Raw genomic sequence first — 23394 nt, 5'->3', positions numbered from 1 at the left:
GGGATGCCGGGTGGCAGGCGAACCGCGACGGCGATGTCGTCGGGCGCGAGGTCATGGCATCCGGAAGGGTCTTTCGAGGTCAGAAAGCGGGGAGGCCGAGCACTTCGTCGGGGTGCTCGTGGATCATGTACGCGTCGAGGGTGGCCGAGCGGTGTCGGCGCGAGACCTTCTCGATCTCGGCCAGGGGAGCGCCGTTCTCGATGAGGACGAGGATGTTCTCGTGCTCGCGCACCGACTCCGCGGCACGGCCCGGCACGAAGCTGAACGTGGAATCGCGCAGGTGCCCGAGGCGCGCCCACTCGGCCTGCACGAGCTCGAGCATGCGCGGGTTGGCGCACTTCTCGAACAGGATCGCGTGGAACTCCTGGTTGAGCGCGGTGAAAGCACGCGGGTCGAAGTGCTCGAGCGTCTCGACCATCAGCTCGTTGACCTGGCGGGCACGGCGCACGTCGTCGGCGGTGAGCGCGCGCGCCGACAGGGCGGTGGCGGCCCCCTCGAGCAGGCTGAGGGCCTGCATGCTGAAGCGATAGGCCGTGTCGTCGACCATCGACACGCGCGCGCCGACGTTGCGCTCGAACATCACCAGACCCTCGGCCTCGAGCTGGCGGATCGCCTCGCGCACCGGCACGACGCTCATAGCGAGCTCACCGGCGATCGAGCCGAGCACCAGGCGGTAGCCGGGGGTGAAGTCCTGCGAGGCGATGCGCTGCTTGATCCAGTGGTAAGCCTGCTGCGACTTGCTCCTGCTGGCGGTGACGTCGCTCATCGGGTGACCTCGCTCTCGTACCGGGCGCGCCATTCCGCGTTCATCGGGAACAGTCCCTCGATCGGATGACCGGATGCCACCTGACCGGCGATCCACGCGTCTTCGGCCTCTTGCGCGAGGGCGGCGTCGACCACCTCTTCGGCGATCGCGGGCGGGATGACGATCACGCCGTCGCCGTCGCCCACCAGGATGTCGCCGGGTTCGACGGTGGTGCCGCCGCAGCCGACGGCCACGTCGGTTTCCCACGGCACGTGACGGCGACCCAGGACGGCCGGATGGGGACCAGCGGTGAAGACGGGGATGCCGACCGCGGCCACGGCCTCGGCGTCGCGAACCCCGCCGTCGGTGACGATCGCGGCGGCCCTGCGGGCGTGCGCGCGGATCGCGAGGATGTCGCCGAGCGTGCCCGAGCCGGTCTCGCCGCGGGCCTCGATGACGATGACCTCGCCCTCGCTGACCGCGTCGAACGCGCGCTTCTGGGCATTCTGTCCCCCGCCGTGCGAGGCGAAGAGGTCCTCGCGGTGCGGGACGAAGCGCAGCGTCCGGGCTGTGCCGACGAAGCGGCTGCCCGGGGTGAGCGGGTGCACGCCGTCGATGGTGACGTCATTGAGGCCGCGCTTGCGCAGCTGTCCGCTGAGGGCGGCGACCGGGACGCGCGAGAGCTTGTCGCGCAGGGCGGGGGAGAGGACGGGGGCCGGAGGGGTGAGCCCGGCCGCCTCGGCCGAGCCCCAGGCCTCGGTGCGCTGGGTGTCGTCGACCGCGGGGAGCGAGCCGATCGCGGGATTGAAGGACTGCGCGCCCTGGGTCACGGTCGTGCGGAGCCGGCCGGTCGAGTGAGCGCCGGCATCCACCTGCACGTCCACCACATCCCCGGGCACGACCACCGAGGAGCCGGCGGGGGTGCCGGTGAGGATGACGTCACCGGTCTCGAGGGTGAAGTGCTGCGAGAGGTCGGCGACGATCTGGGCGAGCGAGAAGATGAGGCCAGCGGTGGAGTCGTCCTGCACGAGGTCGCCGTTCACCCACGTGCGCAGGCGCAGGGCGGCGGGGTCGACCTGACGGGCGTCGATGAGCGCGGGGCCGAGCGGCGTGTAGCCGTCGCCGCCCTTGGAGCGGACGTTCGAGCCCTTGTCGTTCGCGCGGAGGTCGTAGAGACCGAAGTCATTGGCGGCGGTGACGGATGCCACGTGCGACCACGCGGCATCCGGAGCCACCCACCGCGCCGGCTCGCCGATGACCAGGGCGATCTCACCTTCGAACGCGAGGAGTTCGGTGCCCGCGGGGCGCACGATCTCGGACCCGGATGCCGCGAGCGAGCTCGACGGCTTGAAGAAATACGACGGGGCGGCCGGTCGACGACCCCGCTGGTCGGCGCGCGAGCCGTACGAGAGGTGGACGGCCACGATCTTGCCCGGGCGTGCACCGAGGACGGTGAACCGGGGGTCGGTGGTGTCGTTCATGAAGCTCCCTTGCGTCGTATCCGAAATCGTATACGATGACGAACGCCCCAGCAACACCACGCCTCGTCGCCGACGACGACGTCCCGGGGTCTGACGATGACGTCTCGAAGGAGTCCCCATGTCCCGCTCTCAGCCGCAGGGCTTCACGCCCACCGGCACCATCTCCACCCCGAAGGACCGCCGCCGCGTGGTCTTCGCCACCGTTGTCGGCACCACCGTCGAGTGGTACGACTTCTTCCTCTACGCCTCGGCCGCCGGTCTCGTGTTCGGCCAGCTGTTCTTCGCGCCCGCCGGTCCCGGTATCGCGCAGATCCTGTCGTTCCTCACGGTGGGTCTGAGCTTCCTTTTCCGCCCGCTCGGCGCCTTCCTCGCCGGCCACCTCGGCGATAAGTACGGCCGCCGCGTCGTGCTCATGCTGACGCTCATCATGATGGGCGCCTCGACCACCCTCATCGGTGTGCTGCCGACCTACGAGGTCATCGGCGTCGCGGCCCCCGTGCTGCTCATCCTGCTGCGCGTGCTGCAGGGCATCTCGGCCGGTGGCGAGTGGGGCGGCGCGGTGCTCATGGCCGTCGAGCACGCCCCCAAGACCAAGCGCAGCCTCTTCGGCGCCTCGCCGCAGCTGGGCGTGCCCCTCGGCCTGCTGCTCGCCAGCGGCATGCTCGCCCTGATGGCCGTCATCGCCCCGGGAGACGCCTTCTTCGCGTGGGGCTGGCGCGTGCCGTTCCTGCTGTCGTTCGTGTTGATCCTCGTCGGCTACTACGTGCGCAAGAAGGTCGAAGAGAGCCCGGTCTTCGTCGAGCTCGCCGAGCGCAAGGAGCAGACCCGGATGCCGATCGTGCAGCTGTTCCGCAAGCACTCGCTGCTCGTGATCATCGCCGCGTTCGTGTTCGCCGGCAACAACGCCGTGGGCTACATGACCACCGGCGGATACATCCAGCGCTACGCGACCGACCCGAAGGGCCCGCTGGGCCTGGCCACCGCCGACGTGCTCGGCGCCGTGACCCTGTCGGCCGTGACGTGGCTGCTCTTCACGTGGCTCGGCGGGTGGCTCGGCGACAAGATCGGCCGCCGCAACACCTACATCATCGGCTGGCTGTCGATGCTCGTGGCCATCGTGGCGCTGTTCCCACTGGTCAACTCCGGCAGCATCGTGCTGCTGACGATCGGCCTCATGCTGCTCACGGTCGGCCTCGGTCTGACCTACGGCCCGCAAGCCGCGCTGTACGCCGAACTCTTCCCGGCATCCATCCGCTTCTCGGGGGTGTCGATCGCCTACGCGCTCGGCGCGATCCTCGGTGGCGCGTTCGCCCCGACCATCGCGACCGCCCTCGTCGAGAGCACCGGAACGACCGTGTCGGTCACGGTGTACCTCGCGATCATGGCCGTGCTCGGTCTCGTCGCGACGCTGCTGCTGCGCGACCGCAGCGGCATCCCCCTCGGCCCCGACCACGAGGCCGAGCAGGAAGTGAGCCCGGTGCGGGGGCTGTCGAAGGTCTGAGCCGGTTGTCGGACGGCCCTGTCGCGCTCCGGCGCGGTGGGGTCGTTCGGCGTTGTGCGGCGCGCGGTTCAGGGCCGCGGCCGGGCTCAGCGGCCCCGGCGAGCTTATTTGCCTGAGATGGTCGGTGCTGCCCGGGCCGGCTGGCCGTTCGAGGCAAGTGAGCGCTCGGCCTGTCGGTTGGTTTGCCTCAGGTGGTCGGTGCTGCTCGGGCCGGCTGGCCGTTCGAGGCAAGTGAGCGTGTGGCCTGTCGATTGATTTGCCTCGGTTGGTCGGTGTTGCTCGGGCCGGCGGCCCCTCGAGGCACGTGAGCGGATGCCGTGGCTCGAACAACGCGGGGTGCCCGGCCGACGGCGCGCGTCAACCGAGGCGCGGTCCGCGGGAGAGCGCCGCGCGCGCCCTCTTCGCGAACTCCTTCCGGTGCTGCGCGAGGTCGGACGCGGTCACGCGAATGATGCGCCATCCGAGGTCGGCGAGCATCTCGTAGCGCCGGATGTCGCGTGCCCACTGTCGTGGGTCGATCAGGTGCTGCTCGCCCTCGTACTCGATGCCAACCTTGCGGTGGGGATATGCGAGGTCGACGAGGGCTACGACCTCGCGCTCGACGACCACGGGGTGATTCAGCGACGGTTCGGGCAGGCCCGCGGCCAGAAGCAGGAGTCTGGTCTGGGTCTCTTTCCTCGACCGAGAGCGTGTACGCACCAGCGGAAGCGCTTCCCGCAGTGCGGCGGCGCCCCGCCGGCGTCCTGCCTCGAGAGCTGCCGTGAGCTCGGCGATCGTCGCGAGCGCTGGTGGGTCATCGGAGCGCATGGGCTCGCGCACCAACGCATCGCCGAGCGCGACCAGGTCGTCCCGCTGCAGCAGGGCGCCCATCATGGCCCAGGTCGTTGCGGGGCTCGTCACCCGCAGCCCGCTCACGGGTTCGATGCGGACACTGCCCATCCCCTCTGTGAGCGAGATGCCGCGCACCCCGCGCGCCCTCCTCGCGCGCGAAGGCAAGAGCACCCCGACATCGATGGGGCGCTCGACGAGCCGGTTCCCGTCGCGGAGGTGGAAAACCGATGAGGGCAGCGGCGCGCCCCACGCCACCGCCGCGGCGACCAGACAGAAGAACTCGCACTCCCGCATGCGTGCGGCATAGGCGGCTGACCGATGCCGTACGGACGCCTCGAACGCACCGTCCGGCCGATCAGAGCACGTCCGTACTCCGTGGAAAGGAGAGGAGAGGTCGGCAGCCCGAAGCCGACTTCGCGGCACCCCGAGATTCCTCGCCGCAGAGACCGAGAAGGACTCGGGTAGCTCGACGGGAAGGGGAGCAGCTCTCACCCCCGAAACATCGCACACCGCGCAGGGCCGTCGGCGCGGCATCCGCGATCTGTGGATAACAGGGCGGGTCTCCGGCGCAACGCGCCGTCTGCCCGGGGGTTCGTTTTCCTCAGATGGTGGTTCGGTCCGCTTCGTGCCGACCACCTGCGGCATGCGACATCTCCTGCCCACGTCGTTTGCCTGACATGGTCGCCGCGTGCGCGTGGGGTCGACCATCTGCGGCAAACGAGTGCCCGGAGCCCAGCGTCGCGCGCGTCGCCTTCCGTCCCGCGTGCGCGACGGAGACCCCCCGCGCCGATGGCCCAGCATCCCGGTCAGCGCGGGCCGGACCTCAGATCGAGCGGTCGGGCGTCAGGATGCCGCGCGGATCCAGCGCGGCCTTGATCGCGCGCTGCACGTCGAGGGCCACGGCATCCTGCTGCCAGGGGAGCTCGTGACGCTTGACCGATCCGATGCCGTGCTCGCCCGAGATCGTTCCGCCGAGCGAGAGGGCGAGGCGCGTGATGTCGTCGATCACGAGCTCGGCCGCGGCGTACTCCTCGGGGCTCTCGCCCGCCTCGACCGTCGGGTGCAGGTTGCCGTCGCCCGCGTGCGCGACCACCGCGATGCGGCGACCGTGACGCTCGGCCAGCTCGCCGATGCCGCGGAACACCGTCGCCAGTTGCGCGACCGGCACTCCGACGTCGCACGACACCCGCAGTCCCTGCGCGGTGAGCGCGGGATTCGCCAGGCGACGGGCCTCGAGCAGGCTGTCGGAGTCGCTGATCTCGGTCTCTGAGGCGCCGTGCTCACGGCAGAGCGCGGTGATGGCCTCGGCGGTGCCGAGGGCCGTGAGACCCACGGTCTGACCGACGAGCATCGCCGCACCAGGCGTGGGGAGGCCGCTCGGGTGGAACGCCTCGATGATCTCGACGCTGCGCGCATCGATCAGCTCGAGCACCTCGGGGGCGGCCTGGCCCGACACGATCGCGGTGACCGCGCGGCCGGCATCCTCGATGTCGTCGAAGCTCGCGCGGAAGGTGCGCGGCTGCCCGGGTGGCACGGGCTTGAGGCGCACGGTCGCGGCGGTGATCACGCCGAGCGTGCCCTCCGAGCCGGTGAACAGGCTGGTCAGGTCGTAGCCGGTGGTGTTCTTGCGCGTGCGCGCGCCGGTGCGCATCACGCGGCCGTCGGCGAGCACGACCTCGAGGGCCGCGACGACGTCGGTGGTCACGCCGTGGGCGACGCAGCGCAGGCCGCCGGCGTTCGTGGCGATGTTGCCGCCGATCGTCGACCACTGCGCGCTCGCCGGGTCGGGCGGGAAGAACAGGCCGTGCGCGAGGGCGGCGGCATCGAGATCCGCCGTGATCACCCCCGCCTCGACGTCGGCGAGGCGATTGTCGACGTCGATGTCGATGATGCGGTTCATCGCCTCGAGCGAGACGACCAGCCCGCCGGCGTACGCGACGGCGCCACCGGAGAGCCCGGTTCCCGCTCCGCGGACGGAGACCCGGATGCCGCGGGCGTGCGCCCACGCGAGAGTCGTCGACACGTCGTCGGCCGAGGTCGCCCGCACCACGGCGATCGGCGGGCCTTCGGGCTGCGCGCGCGAGCTGTCGACGGCGTAGGCCGCGAGGTTCGCGGGATCGTCGAGGAGGCGATCGCCGAGCGCGGAGCGGAGCTCCGCGAGGGCGTCTTTCGGCGACGCGCCCGCGATGGCCTCTGTCGCATCAGCCTTCGCGCGCGACACCGCGTCCCGCACCGCGCCCGCCCGCCCCGCGGGCTCGCTCACGAGTTCACCTTGATGATCTCGCGCTGGTAGGGCGCGATCACGGTGCCGCTGATGCGCAGGTCGAGCAGCAGGAAGGGCCGCTCGGCGGGGTCGCGGCGGGTCCATCCGGCCAGTGCCTCGAGGTCGGCGACCTCGCGCACGACCACTCCCTCGGCGCCGAAGCCGCGGGCGACGGCGGCGAAGTCGACCTCGGGGATGAGCATCGGCTCGCGGGCGAGTCCCTTCAGGCCGTACAGGTTGATCTCGGCGCCGTAGGCGGCGTCGTTCCACACCACCGCGATACCGTGACCGCCGGCCGTGCGCACGGCGCTCTCGAGGTCGGCGATCGCCATGAGTCCGCCACCGTCGCCGGTGGTGAGCACCACGGTGGCATCGGGGCGGGCGGCGATGGCCCCCGCGACCGAGGGGAAGCCGAGTCCGATCGACTGGTAGGCCGTGCCGACCATCATCACGCGGTCGGGCGAGGCGACGGGCCAGTACATGTTCGACCAGCCGAGGAAGTGCCCGCCGTCCGATACCACGACCCGGTCCTCGGGCAGCAGCTCGCCGATCCGTGCGGCGGCGGAGCGGGGGTCGAGTCGGCCATCCGGAGCCACTCCTTCGCCGGCCTCCTGCTCGCGAAGAGGGGCGACGTCGACGCGGTCGCGCCAGCCCGACGAGACCGCCCCGCGAGAGCGCAGGCGGTTCGCGATCTCGTCGGCCGCCACCGCGGCATCCGCCCGCACGAACCCACCCACCTGGGCGTGGGTCGCCGTGGACGCGACATCGATCTGGAACACCTGCGTGCCCGGGGCGAAGAGCTCGCCGAAGCGCATCGTGAACTGGTTGAGCCCCGCGCCGAAGACGACGGCGACGTCGGCCTCGCGCACGAGCTCCATCGCCCCTGCGGCGCCGAAGCCACCCGTGACGCCGAGGTCGTGGGCGGTGTCGGGGAAGATGCCCCGACCGAGGGCGGTGGATGCCGTGATCGCCCCGGTCGTCTCGGCCAGGCGCCCGAGCGCGGGGCCGGCGTCGGCGAGCCAGGCTCCACGACCGGCGAGCAGGAACGGACGCTCGGCGGCGGCGAGGGCGTCGGTGATGCGGTCGAGCGTGGCGTGCGCAGCCGGACCGTGCGGGGCCAGGGGAGAGGGGATCGTGACGGTCGCGGCATCCGTCAGCTCTCCGGCCTCACGCGTGACGACGTCGTAGGGGATCGCCAGCACCACGGGCACGCGGTACGTCAGCGCGTGCTCGAGCGCGATGAGCACGGTGGCCGAGGCGTCGCGATCGCCGACGGTATAGGTGCGCACGCCCACGGCCGAGGCGAGCGCGACCTGGTCGACGCCCCACGGGCGCGGGCCCGAGGTGGGCTCGTCGCCGACCACGAGCAGCAGGGGGATGCGCGCCTGCGCCGACTCGGCGAGGGCGGTGAGCGTGTTGGTGAAACCGGCACCGTAGGTGGCGGTCGCGGCGGCGATGCGGCCCGACGCGCGATAGTGCGCGTCGGCGGCGACGACCCCGCCGGCCTCGTGCCGCATCGCGGTGAAGACGGCGTCAGTGTGACGGTGCAGGGCGTCGAGGAAGTACGCGTTGCCGTTGCCCATCACGCCGAAGACGTGGTCGAGATGACGGCCGAGGGTGTGGGCGACGTGCGCGGAGACGATGGGCATGCGGAAGCCTTTCGCGAAACAGGAACGGGAATGAGCCGTATGTGTCTCGCGCGGGTCTCGCGCTACGTGCCCCTTTTTCGAGCAGCGACGCACGACCTCGTGCGCCTGACGGTGCGATCCTATGCGATCGCGCTTTTCGCCGCGCGCATCCCGACGCGCAGGCCGCGGACCACAGTGTTATCGTTCAATAACACCCCGGAGAGGAAGAGTGGATGCCGCACCCCCGGCGCCGTCCCGCACGCGACGACGAGTTGCTCTCGGCATCCGTCCGTGCCTTCGCGGCCCGCGGTTACTTCGGGACGTCCACGGCTCGAGTCGCCGCGGAGATGGGGGTCTCTCAGCCGTACGTCATCCGCACCTTCGGGTCGAAGCTCGAACTGTTCGTCCGCACGCACGCTCACGCCGCGGGGGCGATCACGCGGACGTTCCGCGAGGCCTCCGGGGGTGGCTTCGACGCCCACCGCCTCGGAGCGGCCTACCGTTTCCTGGTGCTGTCTCATCCGGCGGACGTGCTGGTGTGGGCGCACGCCTTCGCGGCTGCCACGGCGGAGCCGACGATCGGTGCGGAGTCGCGTCGGCAGTTCGACGAGGTGTATCGCACCCTTCGTGACGCCGGTGGGTCCGACCACGAACTGTGGGCGTTCATGGGGCGCGGGATGCTCATCAACAACCTGCTCCTCATGGAGGCGCCTCGCTACGCCGGCGACTACGACTTCGGCCCCCTCGTCGACCTCGTCTTCGGGCCACCGCCCGAGTCCTTCCCTGGCGCCACCGGCGCCCCTCGCCTCGATCAGGAGTGACATGAGCGACCTCGTCCCGTTCACCGATAACTTCACCGATCTGTCCAACATGGACGGGTTCCAGTTCGAGTTCCGCTGCGAGCGCTGCGGCAACGGGTACCGCTCGGCCTTCCGCCCGGATCCGCGCGCGGCCGGGCAGAAGCTCGCCCGCGGCATCGGTAACCTCTTCGGGGGATCGGTCTCGCAGTTCGCATCGATGGCTGACCGCTTCCTCGACCGCGGCACGAACTCTCCGGCGAAAGACGATGCCCTGCGCGCGGCGACCGCCGAGATCGCGCCGCGGTTCCACCAGTGTCGAGGGTGCAGCGACTGGGTCTGCGGCGACGGGTGCTGGAACGACGGAGTCGGCCAATGCGTCCGTTGCTCTCCGAACGCGACGGAGGAGCTGGCGCAGTTGCAGGCCGAGGCGCGACGCCGGCAGGTGCAGGAGCGACTCGAGACGGTGGACCTGATCGCCGGGACCGATCTGAAAGCCCCGGCGCGCCCCCGGTGCGGCGCGTGCGGCGCGCAGTCGCACGGGGGGAAGTTCTGCGGCGAGTGCGGCTCACCCCTCGCGGTGGTCGCGACGTGCGGCGGGTGCGGATCGGAGAACCCCGCCGGTGCGCGCTTCTGCTCGTCGTGCGGAACGGGCCTGGTCGGCTGACATCGGGTGCCCCCTCAGGGGTGTCTCAAGGGGCTTCTCGCCGCGCCTACAGCGCCCCGCGGATCGCCGCGGCTGCGGCGGTCAGGCGCGCCGCGATCGCGGCGTCGTCGAGGTCGGTGGCCACGTGCACGGCAGCGACCGCGGCGGGCTCGCGGCCCTGCACCGGCAGCGGCACGGCCACCGCACGCAGTGACGGCACCACCTCGTCGTGGCTGGTCGCCCACCCGCGCTCGGCGGCCTCGGCCACCTCGGCCGCGAGGCGGGCGTCGACGGCGTCGGGCCACCGGCGCGGGGGCAACTGCGCCAGGATCGCCCGTCCCGGTGCTCCCCGGGTGACAGGATGCCGCGCCCCCGGCCGCTGCGCCACAGCGGTGACGGCGTGCCGGGGCTCGACGCTGGTGAGGGTCACGCATTCGTCGTGGTCGAGGACGACGAGGAAGCAGGTCATGCCCAGCTCGTTCGCCGCGGCGGTGAGCTCGGGCAGAGCCTCGGCCTGCAGGTCGGCGGCCACTCCCGCGGCCAGGGCGGCGAGTCCCGTTCCCAGTCGCACGGCGCCCGCGGCATCCCTCGTCACCAGCCCGTGGTCCTCGAGCGTGCGCAGCAGGCGGTAGGCCACCGAGCGGTGCAGCTCGACGCGGGCCGCGAGGTCGTCGATCGAGAGCGGTGAGCGGGCATCGGCGAGCTCTTCGAGAAGGCGGATGCCGCGACTGAGGGTCTGCGAGGCCGGGGCGGCGTCTTGCCGTGGCGACATGGCTCGGCTAACCTCTCGTTCGATAGGTGAACGTCACGTTCGAATATAGAACAGTGCGGGCGGCGGCACAACCCGACATCGACGTCAGGAGAAACGATGCAGTTCCACCACCACGGCTACGTCTCGGGCGACCCGCGCGTGCAGAACGCCACGGGCACGGGTCTTGATCGGCCCGCCGAACTGCCCGACGAGGTCGACGTGCTCATCGTCGGTTCGGGACCTGCGGGCATGCTGCTCGCCGCCCAGATGTCGCAGTTCCCGCAGCTCACGACGCGCCTCATCGAGAAGCGCGACGGGCGTCTCGCGCTCGGGCAGGCCGACGGCATCCAGCCCCGCAGCGTCGAGACGTTCCAGGCGTTCGGCTTCGCTGACCGCATCACCGCAGAGGCCTACAACATCGGGTGGATGAACTTCTGGGCGCCCGACCCCGAGAACCCCGACCGCATCGTCCGCACCAGCCGCACCGAGGACTACGGATACAAGATCAGCGAGTTCCCGCACCTCATCGTCAACCAGGCGCGCGTGCTCGACTACTTCGCCGAGGCCGCGGCGCACGGGCCCGCCCGCATCGCGCCCGACTACGGCGTCGAGTTCCTCGGTCTCGAGGTGCGCGACGACCACGTCGAGGTGCGCGTGGACACCGCCGCCGGAGAGCGGACCATCCGCGCGCAGTACGTCGTGGGCTGCGACGGGGCCCGCAGCGGCGTGCGCCAGGCCATCGGCCGCACGCACGTCGGCGCCGCCGCGCGCCACGCGTGGGGCGTGATGGACGTGCTGGTCGAGACCGACTTCCCCGACTGGCGCATCAAGTGCGCGATCAACGCGGCCGCGGGCAACATCCTGCACATCCCGCGCGAGGGTGGCTACCTCAGCCGCATGTACATCGACCTGGGCGAGGTGGCCGCCGACGACGACCACCGCGTGCGGCAGACCCCGATCGAGGAGGTCATCCGCCGCGCGAATGAGATCCTGCACCCGTACTCGATCGACGTGAAGCAGGTCGCCTGGCACAGCGTCTACGAGGTGGGGCACCGGGTGACCGACCAGTTCGTCGACGACCTCGAGAGCCCCCGTGTCTTCCTCACCGGGGACGCGTGCCACACCCACAGCGCGAAGGCCGGGCAGGGCATGAACGTCTCGATGCAGGACGGGTTCAACCTCGGCTGGAAGCTCGGCCACGTGCTCACCGGCCTGGCTCCCGCCGAGCTGTTGCGGTCGTACGACGCCGAGCGCCGCCCGGTCGCTCAGCAGCTCATCGATTTCGACCGCGAGTGGTCCTCGCTCATGGCCCGCAAACCCGGCGAGATCACCGACCCCGACGAACTCGCCACCTATTACCTCGCCACGGCCGAGTTCCCCTCCGGGTTCGGCACGCGCTACGCCCCCTCGCGGATCGTCGCGGGCGACGCGGCGCAGGAGCTGGCATCCGGATTCCCCGTCGGCAAGCGCTTCCAGAGCGTCGAGGTGGTGCGGGTGTGCGACGGCAACGCTGTGCACCTCGGTCATCACGCGAAGGCCGACGGGCGGTGGCGGATCTACGCCTTCGCGGATGCCGACGGCTCGGCGCTGCGGGAGTGGGCGGGGGTCGCGCGGGGCATCGTGGAGCGCTTCACGCCCGAGGGCGCCGACCTCGACGCGGTGTTGGACGTCAAGGCGATCTTCCCGGGGCGGTGGGAAGACGTCGTCGACGTGCCTGCCCTCTTCCGTCCGCGCTCGGGGCCGCTCGGCCTGATCGACCTCGAGAAGGTGTTCGCCGCCGCCCCCTCGGCCTGGACGAATAGCGACATCTTCGCCGAGCGCGAGATCGCCGCCGACGGAGCCGTCGTGGTGGTGCGTCCCGATCAGTATGTCGCGCACGTGCTCCCGCTGACCGACCCCGCCGGGCTCGAGCGCTTCTTCGCCGGGGTGATGGCGATGCCCGCGGTGCCCGCAGCGGGCTGACGCGGGTGTCGCCGCCTCGCCCGGGCGCTCCCGATAAACGCCGATCCTCGCCAGACACGCTGCGTCGCGGCGTTTCCGGCAAGGAATGGCGTTTATCGCGGGGTGGCGGGGCGCCGGACGGGCGCGGCGGGGCGTCGCGACCATGCGACGTCGCCTCGCGTCCACACGGCGTCTCCCCACAACCACGCGACGCCGGACGTCACCCCCATGCGACGCCGCCCTTGTCATCCACGGTGGCGATCCCGGCATCCGCTTTATACGCAACGTCTATCGGCGCACCCCCGTGTGCTGACGAGAATGGGCGGGACACCCCCGCATCGATCCAGGAGGATTCATGACCGATTCGCGCGAGAGCGAACTGCTGGCATCCGTACCCACCGGCCTGCTGATCAACGGGGAGTGGCGCCCCGCCACCGGCGGCAAGACCGTCGCCGTCAACGACCCCTCCACGGGTGAGGTCATCCACCGGATCGCCGACGCGTCAGTCGACGACGGCATCGCGGCGATGGACGCCGCCGCCGACGCGTTCCCGTCGTGGGCCGCGACCCCCTCGCGCGAGCGCGCCGAGATCCTGCGCCGCGCGTTCGACCTGCTGCAGGAACGCAAGGAAGACATCGCTCTGCTCATGACGCTCGAGATGGGCAAGCCCCTCGCCGAGGCGCGCGGCGAGGTCGGCTACGGCGGAGAGTTCCTGCGCTGGTTCAGCGAGGTCACCGCCCACACCCAGGGTCGCTACGGTGCGAACCCCGAGGGCACCGGCCGCATGATCGTCTCGCAGCACCCCGTGGGTCCCTGCTACCTCATCACCCCCTGGAACTTCCCCCTCGCGATGGCGACCCGCAAGATCGCCCCCGCGCTCGCCGCGGGGTGCACGGTCGTCATCAAGCCGGCCACGCTCACGCCGCTGACGACGCTGTTCTTCGCGCAGATCCTGCAGGACGCCGGTCTTCCCGCCGGCGTCGTCAACGTCGTCACCACCACGAACACCGGGCCGGTGTCGGAGCGCATCATCTCCGACCCGCGCCTGCGCAAGCTCTCGTTCACCGGCTCGACCCCGGTCGGCGTGAAGCTCCTGCAGCAGGCCGCGCCGGGCGTGCTGCGCACCTCGATGGAGCTCGGCGGCAACGCCCCCTTCGTCGTGTTCGACGACGCCGACCTCGACAAGGCGGTCGAGGGGGCGATGCTCGCGAAGTTCCGCAACATCGGCCAGGCCTGCACCGCCGCCAACCGTTTCATCGTGCAGCGCAGCGTCGTCGAGGAGTTCACGGCCCGCGTCACCGAGCGCGTGCAGGGCTTGAAGATCGGCCGCGGCACCGAGGAGGGCGTGCAGATCGGACCCCTCATCGACGACCGCGCGGTCGACAAGGCCAAGACCCTCGTGGGTGACGCCGTCGAGCGCGGCGCGAAGGTCACCGTGGGCGGCTCGCCCATCGACGGCCCCGGCACCTTCTTCGAGCCCACTGTCGTGGCCGACGTGCAGCCGGGCAGTGACATCCTCCGCGAGGAGATCTTCGGGCCCGTTCTCGCAATCATCCCCTTCGACGACGAGGACGACGCCGTGCGTCTCGCCAACGACACCGAGTACGGCCTCGTCTCGTACGTCTTCACCGAGTCGCTCGCGCGCGGTCAGCGCATGATCGACAAGCTCGAGACCGGGATGATGGGCCTCAACGTCGGCGTCGTCTCCAACGCCGCGGCCCCCTTCGGCGGGTGGAAGCAGTCGGGCCTCGGCCGCGAGGGCGGCGACGAGGGCATCCACGAGTACCTGCAGACGAAGTACACGCTGACGGCCAACCCCTACGCCTGATCGGGCAGGACCACCCGATGCCACGACCCCGGCGCCCCGCGAGGGCCCGGGGTCGTGGCATCCGTCGTTCCGGGTGACGACCGCGGGTACCGGCGTCAGTGGCCGGCCGAGCGCACGGATGAAGGGGTCTGCGCGAACTCGCGCTTGAACGCGCGGGTGAAGCCGTCGACATCAAGAAAACCGGTGCGCCGCGCGGCCTCGGCCACGCTCATCCCGCCGCCCAGCAGGGACCGGCTGCGACGCAACCGGCAGGAACGGATGAACGCCGCCGGGGATTCGCCGTCTGCGGCGAAGAGCTTCTGCAGCGTGCGAAGCGACAGGTGGAAGTGGGCGGCGATCCGCTCGGGGGTGAGATCGGGATCGACGCACTGCTCGTCGATCCAGAGGCGTATGCCCTCGACGAGAAGGTGTGGATCGGTGGCGGGCGCGCCCGCGTCGCGGCCCTGGACGACCGCGCGGAGCAGTCCGATGAGCGCATCGCCGATGGCTTCCGCCTCTTCGGCCGCCGGGCGCTGGATCGACGAGGCCAGCAGGGTGAGCGCGCGCAACTGCGCGGAGTCGGGGATGTCGACCGCGGTCAGCCCGGCGAACGTGTGGCCCGCGCTGGTGAGCGTGCGGCGGGGCAATTGCAGCACCACCTCGCTCATCGAAGCGGGAAATGACAGCGCGTACGGGGAGGCGGCGTCGTACATGACCGCCGATCCGGAGCCCAGTTCGGCCGTACGGCCGTGTTGACGGATCCATCCGCGTCCACGACGGTGCAGCGAGAGGAGCACGTCGTCGCGTGGCTGACGGCGAATGAGGTCCTGGTCTCGGTAGACCGTCGACGCCTCGCTCATGACGCGGGTCACCGTGACGGCCGGGCCGAGCCTGACCTGAGCCAGGCTGGCGTGAAAGGCGGCCGCGGTCGCGCTCACGCGGAGGGGGACGAAGGCGCCACTGCACGCGCGCGTCCACTCCGCGACGGAGGAGACAGCCACAGGTGACATGCGGGGATGGTACGCCTGGTTCCCCCTCGCCTGCCTGTCGATCGGGGATGCGGTCGGATATCGTGCGCGAATCGCCGGATGCCGTGACGTCCGTCGATGGGTGGTGCGTGCATCGCCGGACACCGTGCGCGCGAAGTCGGAGACGCGGGCACCCCTCCCTCCTAACGTGTGGGCACCGCGGATCATCCGATGCCGCTCACCCGAAGGAGTCCTCATGCCCGATTACCGCAAGAGCTTCCGCGCCGCCGCCGTGCAGGCCGAACCCGTCTGGCACGACCTGGACGGGGGCATCGACAAACTCGAGGCGTTCGCTCGCGACGCGCGCGACGGTGGCGCCGAGATCGTCGCCTTCCCCGAGGTCTGGCTGCCCGGATACCCCTGGTTCCTGTGGCTGGATTCGGTCGCCTGGCAGTCTCAATTCGTCGTGCCGTACGCCGCGAACTCCCTCGAGATCGGCAGCCCCGAGTGGCAGCGACTCGAATCGGTCGCCCGGTCCCTCGGCATTTCGCTCGCGTTCGGATTCAGCGAGCGCTCGGGCGGATCGCTCTACATGGGGCAGGCGGTGATCGACGCGGACGGAAGAACCCTCAGCACGCGCCGCAAGCTCAAGCCGACCCACGTGGAACGAACGCAGTTCGGCGACGGTGACGGCTCCGACGTCGTGGTCGTCGACACGCCCGTCGGTCGCGTGGGTTCGCTCAATTGCTGGGAGCACCTGCAGCCGCTCACCAAGTACGCGATGTTCTCGCAAGACGAGCAGTTGCACGTCGCCGCGTGGCCGAGCTTCTCGATCTTCGGCGGCGCCGTCAACGCCCTCGGGCCCGAGGTCAATGTCGGTGCGTCACGCCAGTACGCCGTCGAGGGGCAGACCTTCGTTCTCGCTCCGTGCGCGACCGTAGGACCAGCGGCGCAGGAGCTGTTCGCCGACACCGATGCCAAGCGCGCCATGCTGCCACTCGGCGGCGGATACGCCCGGATCTTCGGTCCCGACGGAAGCTCGCTCGCCGACCCGCTCGCACCCGACGAGGAGGGCATCCTCTTCGCCGACATCGACTACTCCGCGATCCTCGCCGCCAAGAACGCCGCCGACCCCGTGGGACACTACTCTCGGCCGGACGTCTTCACCCTCCACCACCGCGACACGGGGCGGTTGCCCAAGGTCGCGGCATCCGCTCGTGACATCCCTGCTGCGGAGCCGGTCGTGGCAGACGACCTCGTCAGCGCGGAATGACGTCGATGGGACTCGAGTCCTCGATCGCGCCGAAGCTTCGGCGCCCCGACCGCCGGCCGAAGCACACGCCCGGCTCGTATCAGCCTCCCTATCCCTCGTTCTCGGCGCGTTTCGGTGACGAGGTCGACGCCGTGGTGATGGCGTCGTTCGGGGTGCAGAGCCGGGACGCAGACGATCCTCGGGCCGCTGCCGCCCTGGGTGAGATGCGCGAGGCGCGCTCCGCGCACGACGGTCCCGGCTCCGTGCAACGCGCTCGCTACATCGACGCACAGGGATATACGACGACGATCGACACGGCGTATTGGAGCGACCCGCGCGCCTTCGAGCGCTGGTTCGCGTCCGTAGGCGCCGCGTGGCTCGACCCCGACCGCGTGGAGGACGGCGTGGGGCGCTTCCTCGAGCTCGTCACGCCCGACCTGGAGCGCTTCGAGACGATCTTCTCCACCTCCGACCGCCCCGAGGGTGTCGCCGAGGTGGGGACGGAGATGAGCGGGATGATCGAGGAGCACGCCTATTGGGGGTCGATGCGCGACCGCCTTCCGCTCGCGCAGACCGATCCGCTCTGGCCCTCGGGCGAGCTCGTCGTCACCGGATCTGGTCGGGTGCGGGACGTGCGTCTGCATGGCAACGCCTGCCTGATCCGATCGGGGCAGGACATCACCGACACCGGCGATCGTGAGCGCGATCTCTACCTGTCGACCGTCGAACCGCCGCTGCGGGCGGGGATGGATTTCCTCCGCGACGAGGGCGGATCCATCGGGTGCTACGACAATCGCTTCATGGTGGTCCTCGACGAGGACGATCAGCCCACCGACCGGACCTTCGGAATGAGTTGGTGGCGCGACATGGCGGCGCTGGAAGACTGGGCGGCCTCTCACCCGACCCACGTCGAGATCTTCGGAGCGGCGATGCGACATCTCTCGAGTTTCGGGCCGGAGACGCGCCTGCGGCTCTTCCACGAGGTGACCGTTCCGACCGACGTCCAGCAGCGATTCACCTACGTCGGTTGCCACGACGAGACGGGTCTGCTGCGCGCACGGTAGGGACGATCGGATGCCACGACCCCGCGCTCCCCAGGCCCCGGGGCCGTGGCATCCGTGCGTCCGTCCTCCTGCGCGAGTCGCCACGTTTTGTCGCTTGCGAGCCTCCCGAGGCGACCCATCTTGGCGCCTCACGCGTGTGATGCCCCCGGTCAGCCGTCCGCGTGGCGATCGAGGAACGAGAAGACCTCCGCGTCGTCGACGCCCGGGAACATCCCGCGGGGGAGCGGAGAGAACATGTGCCGGTGCACGCGCGCGCTCGGCCAGGCCTTGCCCTGCCAGCGTTCGGCGGCCTCGGTGTCGGGGCGGCGGCAGCAGGACTCGTCGGGGCAGTGCGAGACGCCGCGCTTGGGGGTCTCGCGCCCGCGGAACCATCGCGCGTCGTCGAAGGGCACGCCCACCGTGATCGAGAAGTCGCCGTCGCTCGTCGTCCCGGTCTGGGTGGAGCACCAGAAGGTTCCGGCGGGGGTGTCGGTGTACTGGTAGTGCTCGGTGGTGCGGTTGTGCTCGGCGAAAGCGGAGCGCGCCGAGAACTTCTTGCACACGACCTGGCCCTCGACGCTGCCGGTGACGTCGGTGGGCAGGGGGAGTCCGTCGTTCTCGTAGACGCGCGAGATCGCTCCATCGCCGTCGACGCGCAGGAAATGCAGACGGATGCCGAGATGCGTCGTCATAAGGTTGGTCATGCGCATCGCGGCGGCTTCGTGCGTGACGCCGAACGCGTCGCGGAAGTCCTCGACGGCGAGGTTCTTGTCCTTCTTCGCCTGGGCGAGGAACGACATCGCGCTCGTCTCGGGCATGAGGCAGCACGCCGCGTAATAGTTGATCTCGAGACGCTGCTGCAGGAAGTCGGCGTAGTCGGTGGGCGGGCGGTGGCCGAGCAGGCGGTGCGCCATGGCCTGCAGGGCCATCGACCGCAGCCCGTGGCCTCCCGGGATGGATGCCGGGGGGAGGTAGATGCGCCCGTTCTCGAGGTCGGTGACCGAGCGCGCCGAGTGGGGGAGATCGCTTACGTAGATGAGCTCGAACCCGAGCTGCTCGGCCATGATGCTCACCGTGCGGTGGGTGAGCGCCCCGGTGGAGTGCCCCGCGGCCTTCAGCTGCTTCTCGGCCAGTCGCTCGATGTCGGGCAGGTGGTTGTCGATCTCGCGCATGCGCAAGCGCAGTTCGGTGTTGGCGCGGCGTGCCTCCTCGGGGCTCGCGATCGTCGCGCGCTCGCGGCGCTGCAGTTCGCGGTGCAGCCCCAGCACGGCTTCGATCGTCTCGTCGCTCGTGCCCTTGGTGACCTTGACCGGCGGGATGCCGAGCTGGCGGAAGAACGGGGACGTCTGAGCCTTCTCGAGCTCGATCTCGAGCGCGGCCCGCCGGTTCGGGGGGTCGCGCGAGAGCAGCTCGGTGACCTCGGTCTCGGTCGCGCGCGCGATCTCCTGCAGCAGCGAGAGCTTGGGCTCGCGTTTGCCGTTCTCGATGAGGCTGAGCTGACTGCCCGCCACGCCGACCAGCGCGCCCAGCTCGTCGAGGGTGTACCCCCGCGCGAGGCGGTGATGCCGGATGCGATGACCGAGCGTGGTCAGTTCGAACGACGAAGCCATTCCTTGACCATATCGAAAGAATCGGGTTTTTTACATCAAAAGACGCGGGAAAATCCTCGTTTGAGGCCCTCAAGATAGGGGAAGACCACCGATTTCGCTCTCAACCGAGGAGAACGACATGGCACTCGCCGACATCTTCACCCTCCGCTCCACCGGCCGCACCGCCGCGGCCCCCGCCGCCCGCCCCGGATACGGCGTGAAGCCCGCCGTCGAAGGCCCCGGCCTCGCCGCCCTCACCGCGTGGGTCGACCAGGTGGCCGCTCTCACCCAGCCCGACCGCATCCACTGGGTCGACGGCTCGGCCGCCGAGAACGACGCCCTGCTGCGCGAGATGGTCGACGAGGGCAAGCTCATCAAGCTCAACCCCGAGTGGCGTCCCGGTTCGTACCTCGCCCGCTCGCACCCCGGCGACGTCGCGCGCCTCGAGTCGCGCACGTACATCGCCTCGAACCGCGAAGAAGACGCTGGTCCCACGAACAACTGGATCGCCCCCGCCGAGATCCGCGAGACGCTGAACGGCGTCTTCGAGGGCTCGATGCGCGGTCGCACCATGTACGTCGTGCCGTTCTCGATGGGTGCGGTCGGCGGGCCCCTGAGCCACATCGGCGTGCAGATCACCGACAGCGCCTACGCCGTGGCATCCATCGGCGTGATGACCCGCGTGGGCACCTCGGTCACGCAGCAGATCGCAGGCGGAGCGCCGTGGGTCAAGACGGTCCACTCGGTCGGTGCGCCCCTCGCCCCGGGCGAGCAGGATGTCGCGTGGCCCTGCAACGACGAGAAGTACATCGTGCACTTCCCCGACACCCTCGAAGTCTGGTCGTTCGGCTCGGGCTACGGCGGCAACGCGATCCTCGCGAAGAAGTGCTTCGCCCTGCGCATCGCCTCGGTCATCGGCCGTGACGAGGGCTGGCTCGCCGAGCACATGCTGCTCATCCGCGTCATCGACCCGAAGGGCAAGGCGTACCACGTCGCCGCCGCCTTCCCCTCGGCCTGCGGCAAGACGAACCTCGCGATGCTCCGCCCGACGATCCCCGGCTGGCGCGTCGAGACGCTCGGGGACGACATCACGTGGATCCGACCGGGTGAAGACGGACGCCTCTGGGCGATCAACCCCGAGGCCGGCTTCTTCGGCGTCGCCCCCGGCACCGGCGAGTCGACCAACGTCACCGCGATCGAGACGCTCTGGGGCAACACGATCTTCACCAACGTCGCGCTCCGCCCCGACGGCGACGTGTGGTGGGAGGGCCTGACCGACGAGGCGCCCCCGCATCTCACCGACTGGGAGGGCAACGCCTGGACGCCCGCGTCGGGCCGCCCCGCCGCGCACCCCAACTCGCGCTTCACGGTCGGCGCCGCCCAGTGCCCGCAGATCGCCGAGGACTGGGAGGCCCCCGAGGGCGTCCCCCTCGACGTCATCCTGTTCGGCGGTCGTCGCGCCACCAACGTGCCGCTGGTCGTCGAGGCGACCGACTGGTCGCACGGTGTGTTCATCGGCTCGACGGTCTCGAGCGAGAAGACCGCCGCCCAGGAGGGCACCGTCGGCGAACTGCGCCGCGACCCGTTCGCGATGCTGCCCTTCTGCGGCTACAACATGGGCGACTACTTCGGCCACTGGCTGAAGGTCGGCCAGAAGCTCCGCTTCGACCGCGCTCCGCGCATCTTCCAGGTCAACTGGTTCCGTAAGGGCGACGACGGACGCTTCCTCTGGCCCGGATTCGGCGACAACGCCCGCGTGATCGACTGGATCATCCGCCGCGTCGACGGACAGGTGGATGCCGTGGACAGCCCGATCGGCCGCCTGCCCAAGGTCGAAGACCTCGAGCTGTCGGGTCTCGACCTGCCCGCCGCCGACCTCGAGGAGCTGTTCTCGATCGACCGCGCGTCGTGGCTCGCCGAGGCCGACCTGACCGAGGAGTTCTACGACACCTTCGGTTCGCACCTGCCAGCCGCCCTGCGCGCCGAGCTCGCCGCGCTGCGCTACCGCCTGCAGCGCTCCTGAGACCGGCTCGCCCTCCGCGCCGTTTCGTGCGGACAGGGCGAGCCCTCGAATCGACGCCCCTCCCGTTCTTGGCGCGCGGGAGGGGCGTCGTGCGTATATCGATTCGCTCCTCGCTCGCGCCCGGCAGCGGCTCAGACCAGCAGCTGGTGCTTCGCGAGGTCGCGATAGAGCGGGGTGGATGCCACGAGCTCGCTGTGCGTGCCCCGACCGACCACCCGGCCCTTGTCGAGCACCACGATGAGGTCGCTGTCGACGACCGTCGAGAGGCGGTGCGCGATGACGAGCAGGGTGCGGTCGGCGGCGACGGCGTCGATCGCCTCGCGCATGCGCTGCTCGTTGACGCCATCCAGCGACGAGGTCGACTCGTCGAGCAGCAGCACCGGGGGAGCGGCCAGCAGCGCGCGGGCGATCGCGAGGCGCTGGCGTTCTCCGCCCGACAGCATCACGCCGTCCTCACCCACGGGGGCGTCGACGCCGAGCGGACTGCGCTCCAGCACGTCGCCGAGGTTGACCGCGCGCAGCACCCGCTCGCAGTCGGCGTCGGATGCCGCGGGCGAGGCGAGTCGCAGGTTGTCGGCGATCGTGCCGGCCAGGGTCGGCGCGTCCTGCTCGACGTAGCCGAAGCGCGCGCGCAGGTCGTCGCGGGCGAGGTCGCGCGCGTCGACGCCGTCGATGAGGATCGCCCCCTCCGTCGGATCGTAGAACCGCTCGATGAGCGCGAGGATCGTGCTCTTGCCCGCACCCGAGGGCCCGACGAGCGCGACGCGCGATCCGTGCGGCACCTCGAACGACACCCCGCGCAGCACGTCGCGGTCGTCGTCGACCTCGGCGGCGGTCTCGTCGGCCGCCCGCTCGAGGTGCGCCTGCTCGAGCACCGATCGGGCTTCCGCGGCGGCGGCCTCGCGCGCCTTCACGACGTCGTCGGGGTAGCGGAAGTGCACGTCGCGGAACGCGAGGGCCACGGCATCCGGAACCGCCGCAGGCGACGACGGACGGTCGGCGTCGTCTTCGAGGGGGAGGTCGAGCACCTCTTGAATGCGCCCCAGCGCGCCCAGCGCCTGGTTGACCGAGGTGATCGCGCCGATGGCCGAGGCCAGAGGCTGCACGAGCAGGAAGAGGAAGATCACGAACGTGACGAGCGCGGCGACGTCGATGGCGCCGGATGCCACGCGGTAGCCGCCGACGCCGAGAACGACGAGCAGCGACACCTGCAGGGCGACGAAGGCGATCGGCACGATGAGCGCCGACACCCGCGCGATGCGCACGCCCGCGGCGTACGCGGCCGTGGCGTTCTCGGTCACCGCCGCGATCTCGCGCTCGGTCGCCCCCGACGCGCGGATCGTGCGGATGGAGCCGACCGCGCGCTCGACGCCCGACGACAGCTCGCCGACCTTGGCCTGCTGATCGGCGGATGCCGAGCGGATCCGCGTGCTCAGCAGCACGACCACCGCGAGCGAGGCGCCGACGACCACGATGATGAGCCCGAGCAGCAGCGGATCGATGACGGCCATCGCGATGACCGCGCCGACGAGGATGAGGGCGTTGCCCACGGCATCCGCGAAGCCCTGGGTGAGCACCGCGTACAGCAGGGTCGTGTCGGTTCCCACGCGCGAGACGAGATCGCCGGTGCGACGCGCGTCGAACTCGCTGATCGGGAGGCGCAGGATGCGCGAGATGAGTCGCCGCCGGCTCGAGAAGACCACGGCGGTGCCGGTGCGCTGCAGCAGGTAGTGCTGGAAGCCCGAGATGACCGACGACAGCACGACGAAAGCCACCAGCAGCCACACCAGGGCGCCGAGGGGAACGCTGCTCTGCACGCGCGAGATGACCTCGCCGACGAGCAGCGGCTGCGCGAGCGTGGCGGCGGCGCCGAGCACGCTGAGCACGGCGACGACGACGAGCGTTCTCTTGTGCTCGAGCAGGAAGGGGACCAGCTGACGGAACGACGCGCGCGGGCCTTCGGGCGCGCGGCGGCCGCGCCGACCACGCGCGGGAGCGGGAAACGACATGCTCACCTCGGGAAAGGAATGGGGTGCTTCGACCGTACCCCGCCCCACCGACACCGCCGGTCGGTCCCCTCGATGGCGTGCGAAACTCCGGAGAAATCCCGCGAAGCGCCGTCGTTCCC

Annotated in this window: 17 protein-coding genes; 8 read left to right on the top strand and 9 right to left on the bottom strand. The window is 70.6% G+C overall.

Annotation, left to right across the window (positions count from 1 at the left end; translation table 11 throughout):
- Positions 1-79 precede the first annotated feature (79 nt).
- On the bottom strand, positions 80-766 hold the full coding sequence (locus tag QBE02_RS06970; RefSeq protein WP_279367665.1) for a GntR family transcriptional regulator: 687 nt from the start codon (positions 764-766) through the stop codon (positions 80-82).
- Entirely contained in the window at positions 763-2226 is a 1464-nt protein-coding gene (locus QBE02_RS06965; RefSeq protein WP_279367664.1) for a fumarylacetoacetate hydrolase family protein, read from the bottom strand. The genes QBE02_RS06970 and QBE02_RS06965 overlap by 4 nt, the downstream gene beginning before the upstream one ends.
- Before the next feature lie 118 nt (positions 2227-2344).
- Here QBE02_RS06965 and QBE02_RS06960 point away from each other — a divergent pair, with 118 nt between their 5' ends.
- Positions 2345-3727, top strand: a complete 1383-nt coding sequence (locus QBE02_RS06960) for an MFS transporter (RefSeq protein ID WP_279367663.1) — start codon at positions 2345-2347, stop codon at positions 3725-3727.
- A gap of 357 nt (positions 3728-4084) precedes the next feature.
- Here QBE02_RS06960 and QBE02_RS06955 read toward each other — a convergent pair whose 3' ends face one another.
- From QBE02_RS06955 to QBE02_RS06945, 3 genes are all read right to left on the bottom strand, one after another.
- Positions 4085-4852, bottom strand: coding sequence for an endonuclease domain-containing protein (locus QBE02_RS06955; RefSeq protein WP_279367662.1), 768 nt, complete (start codon positions 4850-4852; stop codon positions 4085-4087).
- 529 nt (positions 4853-5381) lie between these two features.
- Positions 5382-6821: an FAD-binding oxidoreductase gene (locus QBE02_RS06950; protein ID WP_279367661.1), complete on the bottom strand. Its 1440-nt coding sequence runs from the start codon at positions 6819-6821 to the stop codon at positions 5382-5384.
- On the bottom strand, positions 6818-8470 hold the full coding sequence (locus QBE02_RS06945; RefSeq protein ID WP_279367660.1) for a thiamine pyrophosphate-binding protein: 1653 nt from the start codon (positions 8468-8470) through the stop codon (positions 6818-6820). Before QBE02_RS06945 ends, QBE02_RS06950 begins: the two co-directional genes overlap by 4 nt.
- A 212-nt stretch (positions 8471-8682) precedes the next feature.
- On the opposite strand from QBE02_RS06945, the gene QBE02_RS06940 reads away from it, so the two are divergent.
- Positions 8683-9270 carry a TetR/AcrR family transcriptional regulator gene (locus QBE02_RS06940; protein ID WP_279367659.1) on the top strand — a complete coding sequence of 196 codons (588 nt, stop codon included), beginning with the start codon at positions 8683-8685 and terminating at the stop codon, positions 9268-9270.
- Position 9271: 1 nt separating this feature from the next.
- Positions 9272-9913 carry a zinc ribbon domain-containing protein gene (locus tag QBE02_RS06935; RefSeq protein ID WP_279367658.1) on the top strand — a complete coding sequence of 214 codons (642 nt, stop codon included), beginning with the start codon at positions 9272-9274 and terminating at the stop codon, positions 9911-9913.
- Positions 9914-9959: 46 nt separating this feature from the next.
- Here QBE02_RS06935 and QBE02_RS06930 read toward each other — a convergent pair whose 3' ends face one another.
- A complete protein-coding gene (locus tag QBE02_RS06930; protein WP_279367657.1) occupies positions 9960-10664 on the bottom strand; it encodes an IclR family transcriptional regulator in 705 nt (234 codons plus the stop codon).
- A gap of 96 nt (positions 10665-10760) precedes the next feature.
- Here QBE02_RS06930 and QBE02_RS06925 point away from each other — a divergent pair, with 96 nt between their 5' ends.
- A complete protein-coding gene (locus QBE02_RS06925; protein ID WP_279367655.1) occupies positions 10761-12605 on the top strand; it encodes an FAD-dependent monooxygenase in 1845 nt (614 codons plus the stop codon).
- Positions 12606-12939: 334 nt separating this feature from the next.
- Entirely contained in the window at positions 12940-14412 is a 1473-nt protein-coding gene (locus QBE02_RS06920; protein WP_279367654.1) for an NAD-dependent succinate-semialdehyde dehydrogenase, read from the top strand.
- Between the two features lie 95 nt (positions 14413-14507).
- Here QBE02_RS06920 and QBE02_RS06915 read toward each other — a convergent pair whose 3' ends face one another.
- A complete protein-coding gene (locus QBE02_RS06915; RefSeq protein ID WP_279367653.1) occupies positions 14508-15587 on the bottom strand; it encodes a helix-turn-helix domain-containing protein in 1080 nt (359 codons plus the stop codon).
- 28 nt (positions 15588-15615) lie between these two features.
- Here QBE02_RS06915 and QBE02_RS06910 point away from each other — a divergent pair, with 28 nt between their 5' ends.
- Complete coding sequence (locus QBE02_RS06910; protein ID WP_279367652.1) at positions 15616-16632, top strand: carbon-nitrogen hydrolase family protein; 1017 nt, start codon at positions 15616-15618, stop codon at positions 16630-16632.
- A gap of 5 nt (positions 16633-16637) precedes the next feature.
- The gene (locus QBE02_RS06905; RefSeq protein WP_279367651.1) at positions 16638-17675 is read left to right on the top strand and encodes a phenylacetaldoxime dehydratase family protein; all 1038 of its coding nucleotides are present in this window, start codon (positions 16638-16640) and stop codon (positions 17673-17675) included.
- Between the two features lie 149 nt (positions 17676-17824).
- On the opposite strand, the gene QBE02_RS06900 is transcribed toward QBE02_RS06905, so the two are convergent.
- A complete protein-coding gene (locus QBE02_RS06900; RefSeq protein WP_279367650.1) occupies positions 17825-19264 on the bottom strand; it encodes a helix-turn-helix transcriptional regulator in 1440 nt (479 codons plus the stop codon).
- Between the two features lie 118 nt (positions 19265-19382).
- Between QBE02_RS06900 and QBE02_RS06895 the strand changes: the two genes are divergently transcribed.
- Positions 19383-21266 (top strand): phosphoenolpyruvate carboxykinase (GTP), encoded by a 1884-nt coding sequence (locus tag QBE02_RS06895; protein ID WP_279367649.1) that lies wholly within the window; start codon positions 19383-19385, stop codon positions 21264-21266.
- 131 nt (positions 21267-21397) lie between these two features.
- Here QBE02_RS06895 and QBE02_RS06890 read toward each other — a convergent pair whose 3' ends face one another.
- Positions 21398-23275, bottom strand: a complete 1878-nt coding sequence (locus tag QBE02_RS06890; protein ID WP_279367648.1) for an ABC transporter ATP-binding protein — start codon at positions 23273-23275, stop codon at positions 21398-21400.
- Positions 23276-23394: the final 119 nt, after the last annotated feature.

The organism is Microbacterium testaceum, from assembly GCF_029761935.1.
Taxonomy (GTDB): domain Bacteria; phylum Actinomycetota; class Actinomycetes; order Actinomycetales; family Microbacteriaceae; genus Microbacterium; species Microbacterium testaceum_A.
This window is presented reverse-complemented; position numbering and strand designations above follow the sequence as displayed.

Coding starts and splice junctions, on each gene's coding strand:
- QBE02_RS06970 (WP_279367665.1), bottom strand. CDS start 766: ATGAGCGACGTCACCGCCAGCAGGAGCAAGTCGCAGCAGGCTTACCAC.
- QBE02_RS06965 (WP_279367664.1), bottom strand. CDS start 2,226: ATGAACGACACCACCGACCCCCGGTTCACCGTCCTCGGTGCACGCCCG.
- QBE02_RS06960 (WP_279367663.1), top strand. CDS start 2,345: ATGTCCCGCTCTCAGCCGCAGGGCTTCACGCCCACCGGCACCATCTCC.
- QBE02_RS06955 (WP_279367662.1), bottom strand. CDS start 4,852: ATGCGGGAGTGCGAGTTCTTCTGTCTGGTCGCCGCGGCGGTGGCGTGG.
- QBE02_RS06945 (WP_279367660.1), bottom strand. CDS start 8,470: ATGCCCATCGTCTCCGCGCACGTCGCCCACACCCTCGGCCGTCATCTC.
- QBE02_RS06940 (WP_279367659.1), top strand. CDS start 8,683: ATGCCGCACCCCCGGCGCCGTCCCGCACGCGACGACGAGTTGCTCTCG.
- QBE02_RS06935 (WP_279367658.1), top strand. CDS start 9,272: ATGAGCGACCTCGTCCCGTTCACCGATAACTTCACCGATCTGTCCAAC.
- QBE02_RS06930 (WP_279367657.1), bottom strand. CDS start 10,664: ATGTCGCCACGGCAAGACGCCGCCCCGGCCTCGCAGACCCTCAGTCGC.
- QBE02_RS06925 (WP_279367655.1), top strand. CDS start 10,761: ATGCAGTTCCACCACCACGGCTACGTCTCGGGCGACCCGCGCGTGCAG.
- QBE02_RS06920 (WP_279367654.1), top strand. CDS start 12,940: ATGACCGATTCGCGCGAGAGCGAACTGCTGGCATCCGTACCCACCGGC.
- QBE02_RS06915 (WP_279367653.1), bottom strand. CDS start 15,587: ATGATCCGCGGTGCCCACACGTTAGGAGGGAGGGGTGCCCGCGTCTCC.
- QBE02_RS06910 (WP_279367652.1), top strand. CDS start 15,616: ATGCCCGATTACCGCAAGAGCTTCCGCGCCGCCGCCGTGCAGGCCGAA.
- QBE02_RS06905 (WP_279367651.1), top strand. CDS start 16,638: ATGGGACTCGAGTCCTCGATCGCGCCGAAGCTTCGGCGCCCCGACCGC.
- QBE02_RS06900 (WP_279367650.1), bottom strand. CDS start 19,264: ATGGCTTCGTCGTTCGAACTGACCACGCTCGGTCATCGCATCCGGCAT.
- QBE02_RS06895 (WP_279367649.1), top strand. CDS start 19,383: ATGGCACTCGCCGACATCTTCACCCTCCGCTCCACCGGCCGCACCGCC.
- QBE02_RS06890 (WP_279367648.1), bottom strand. CDS start 23,275: ATGTCGTTTCCCGCTCCCGCGCGTGGTCGGCGCGGCCGCCGCGCGCCC.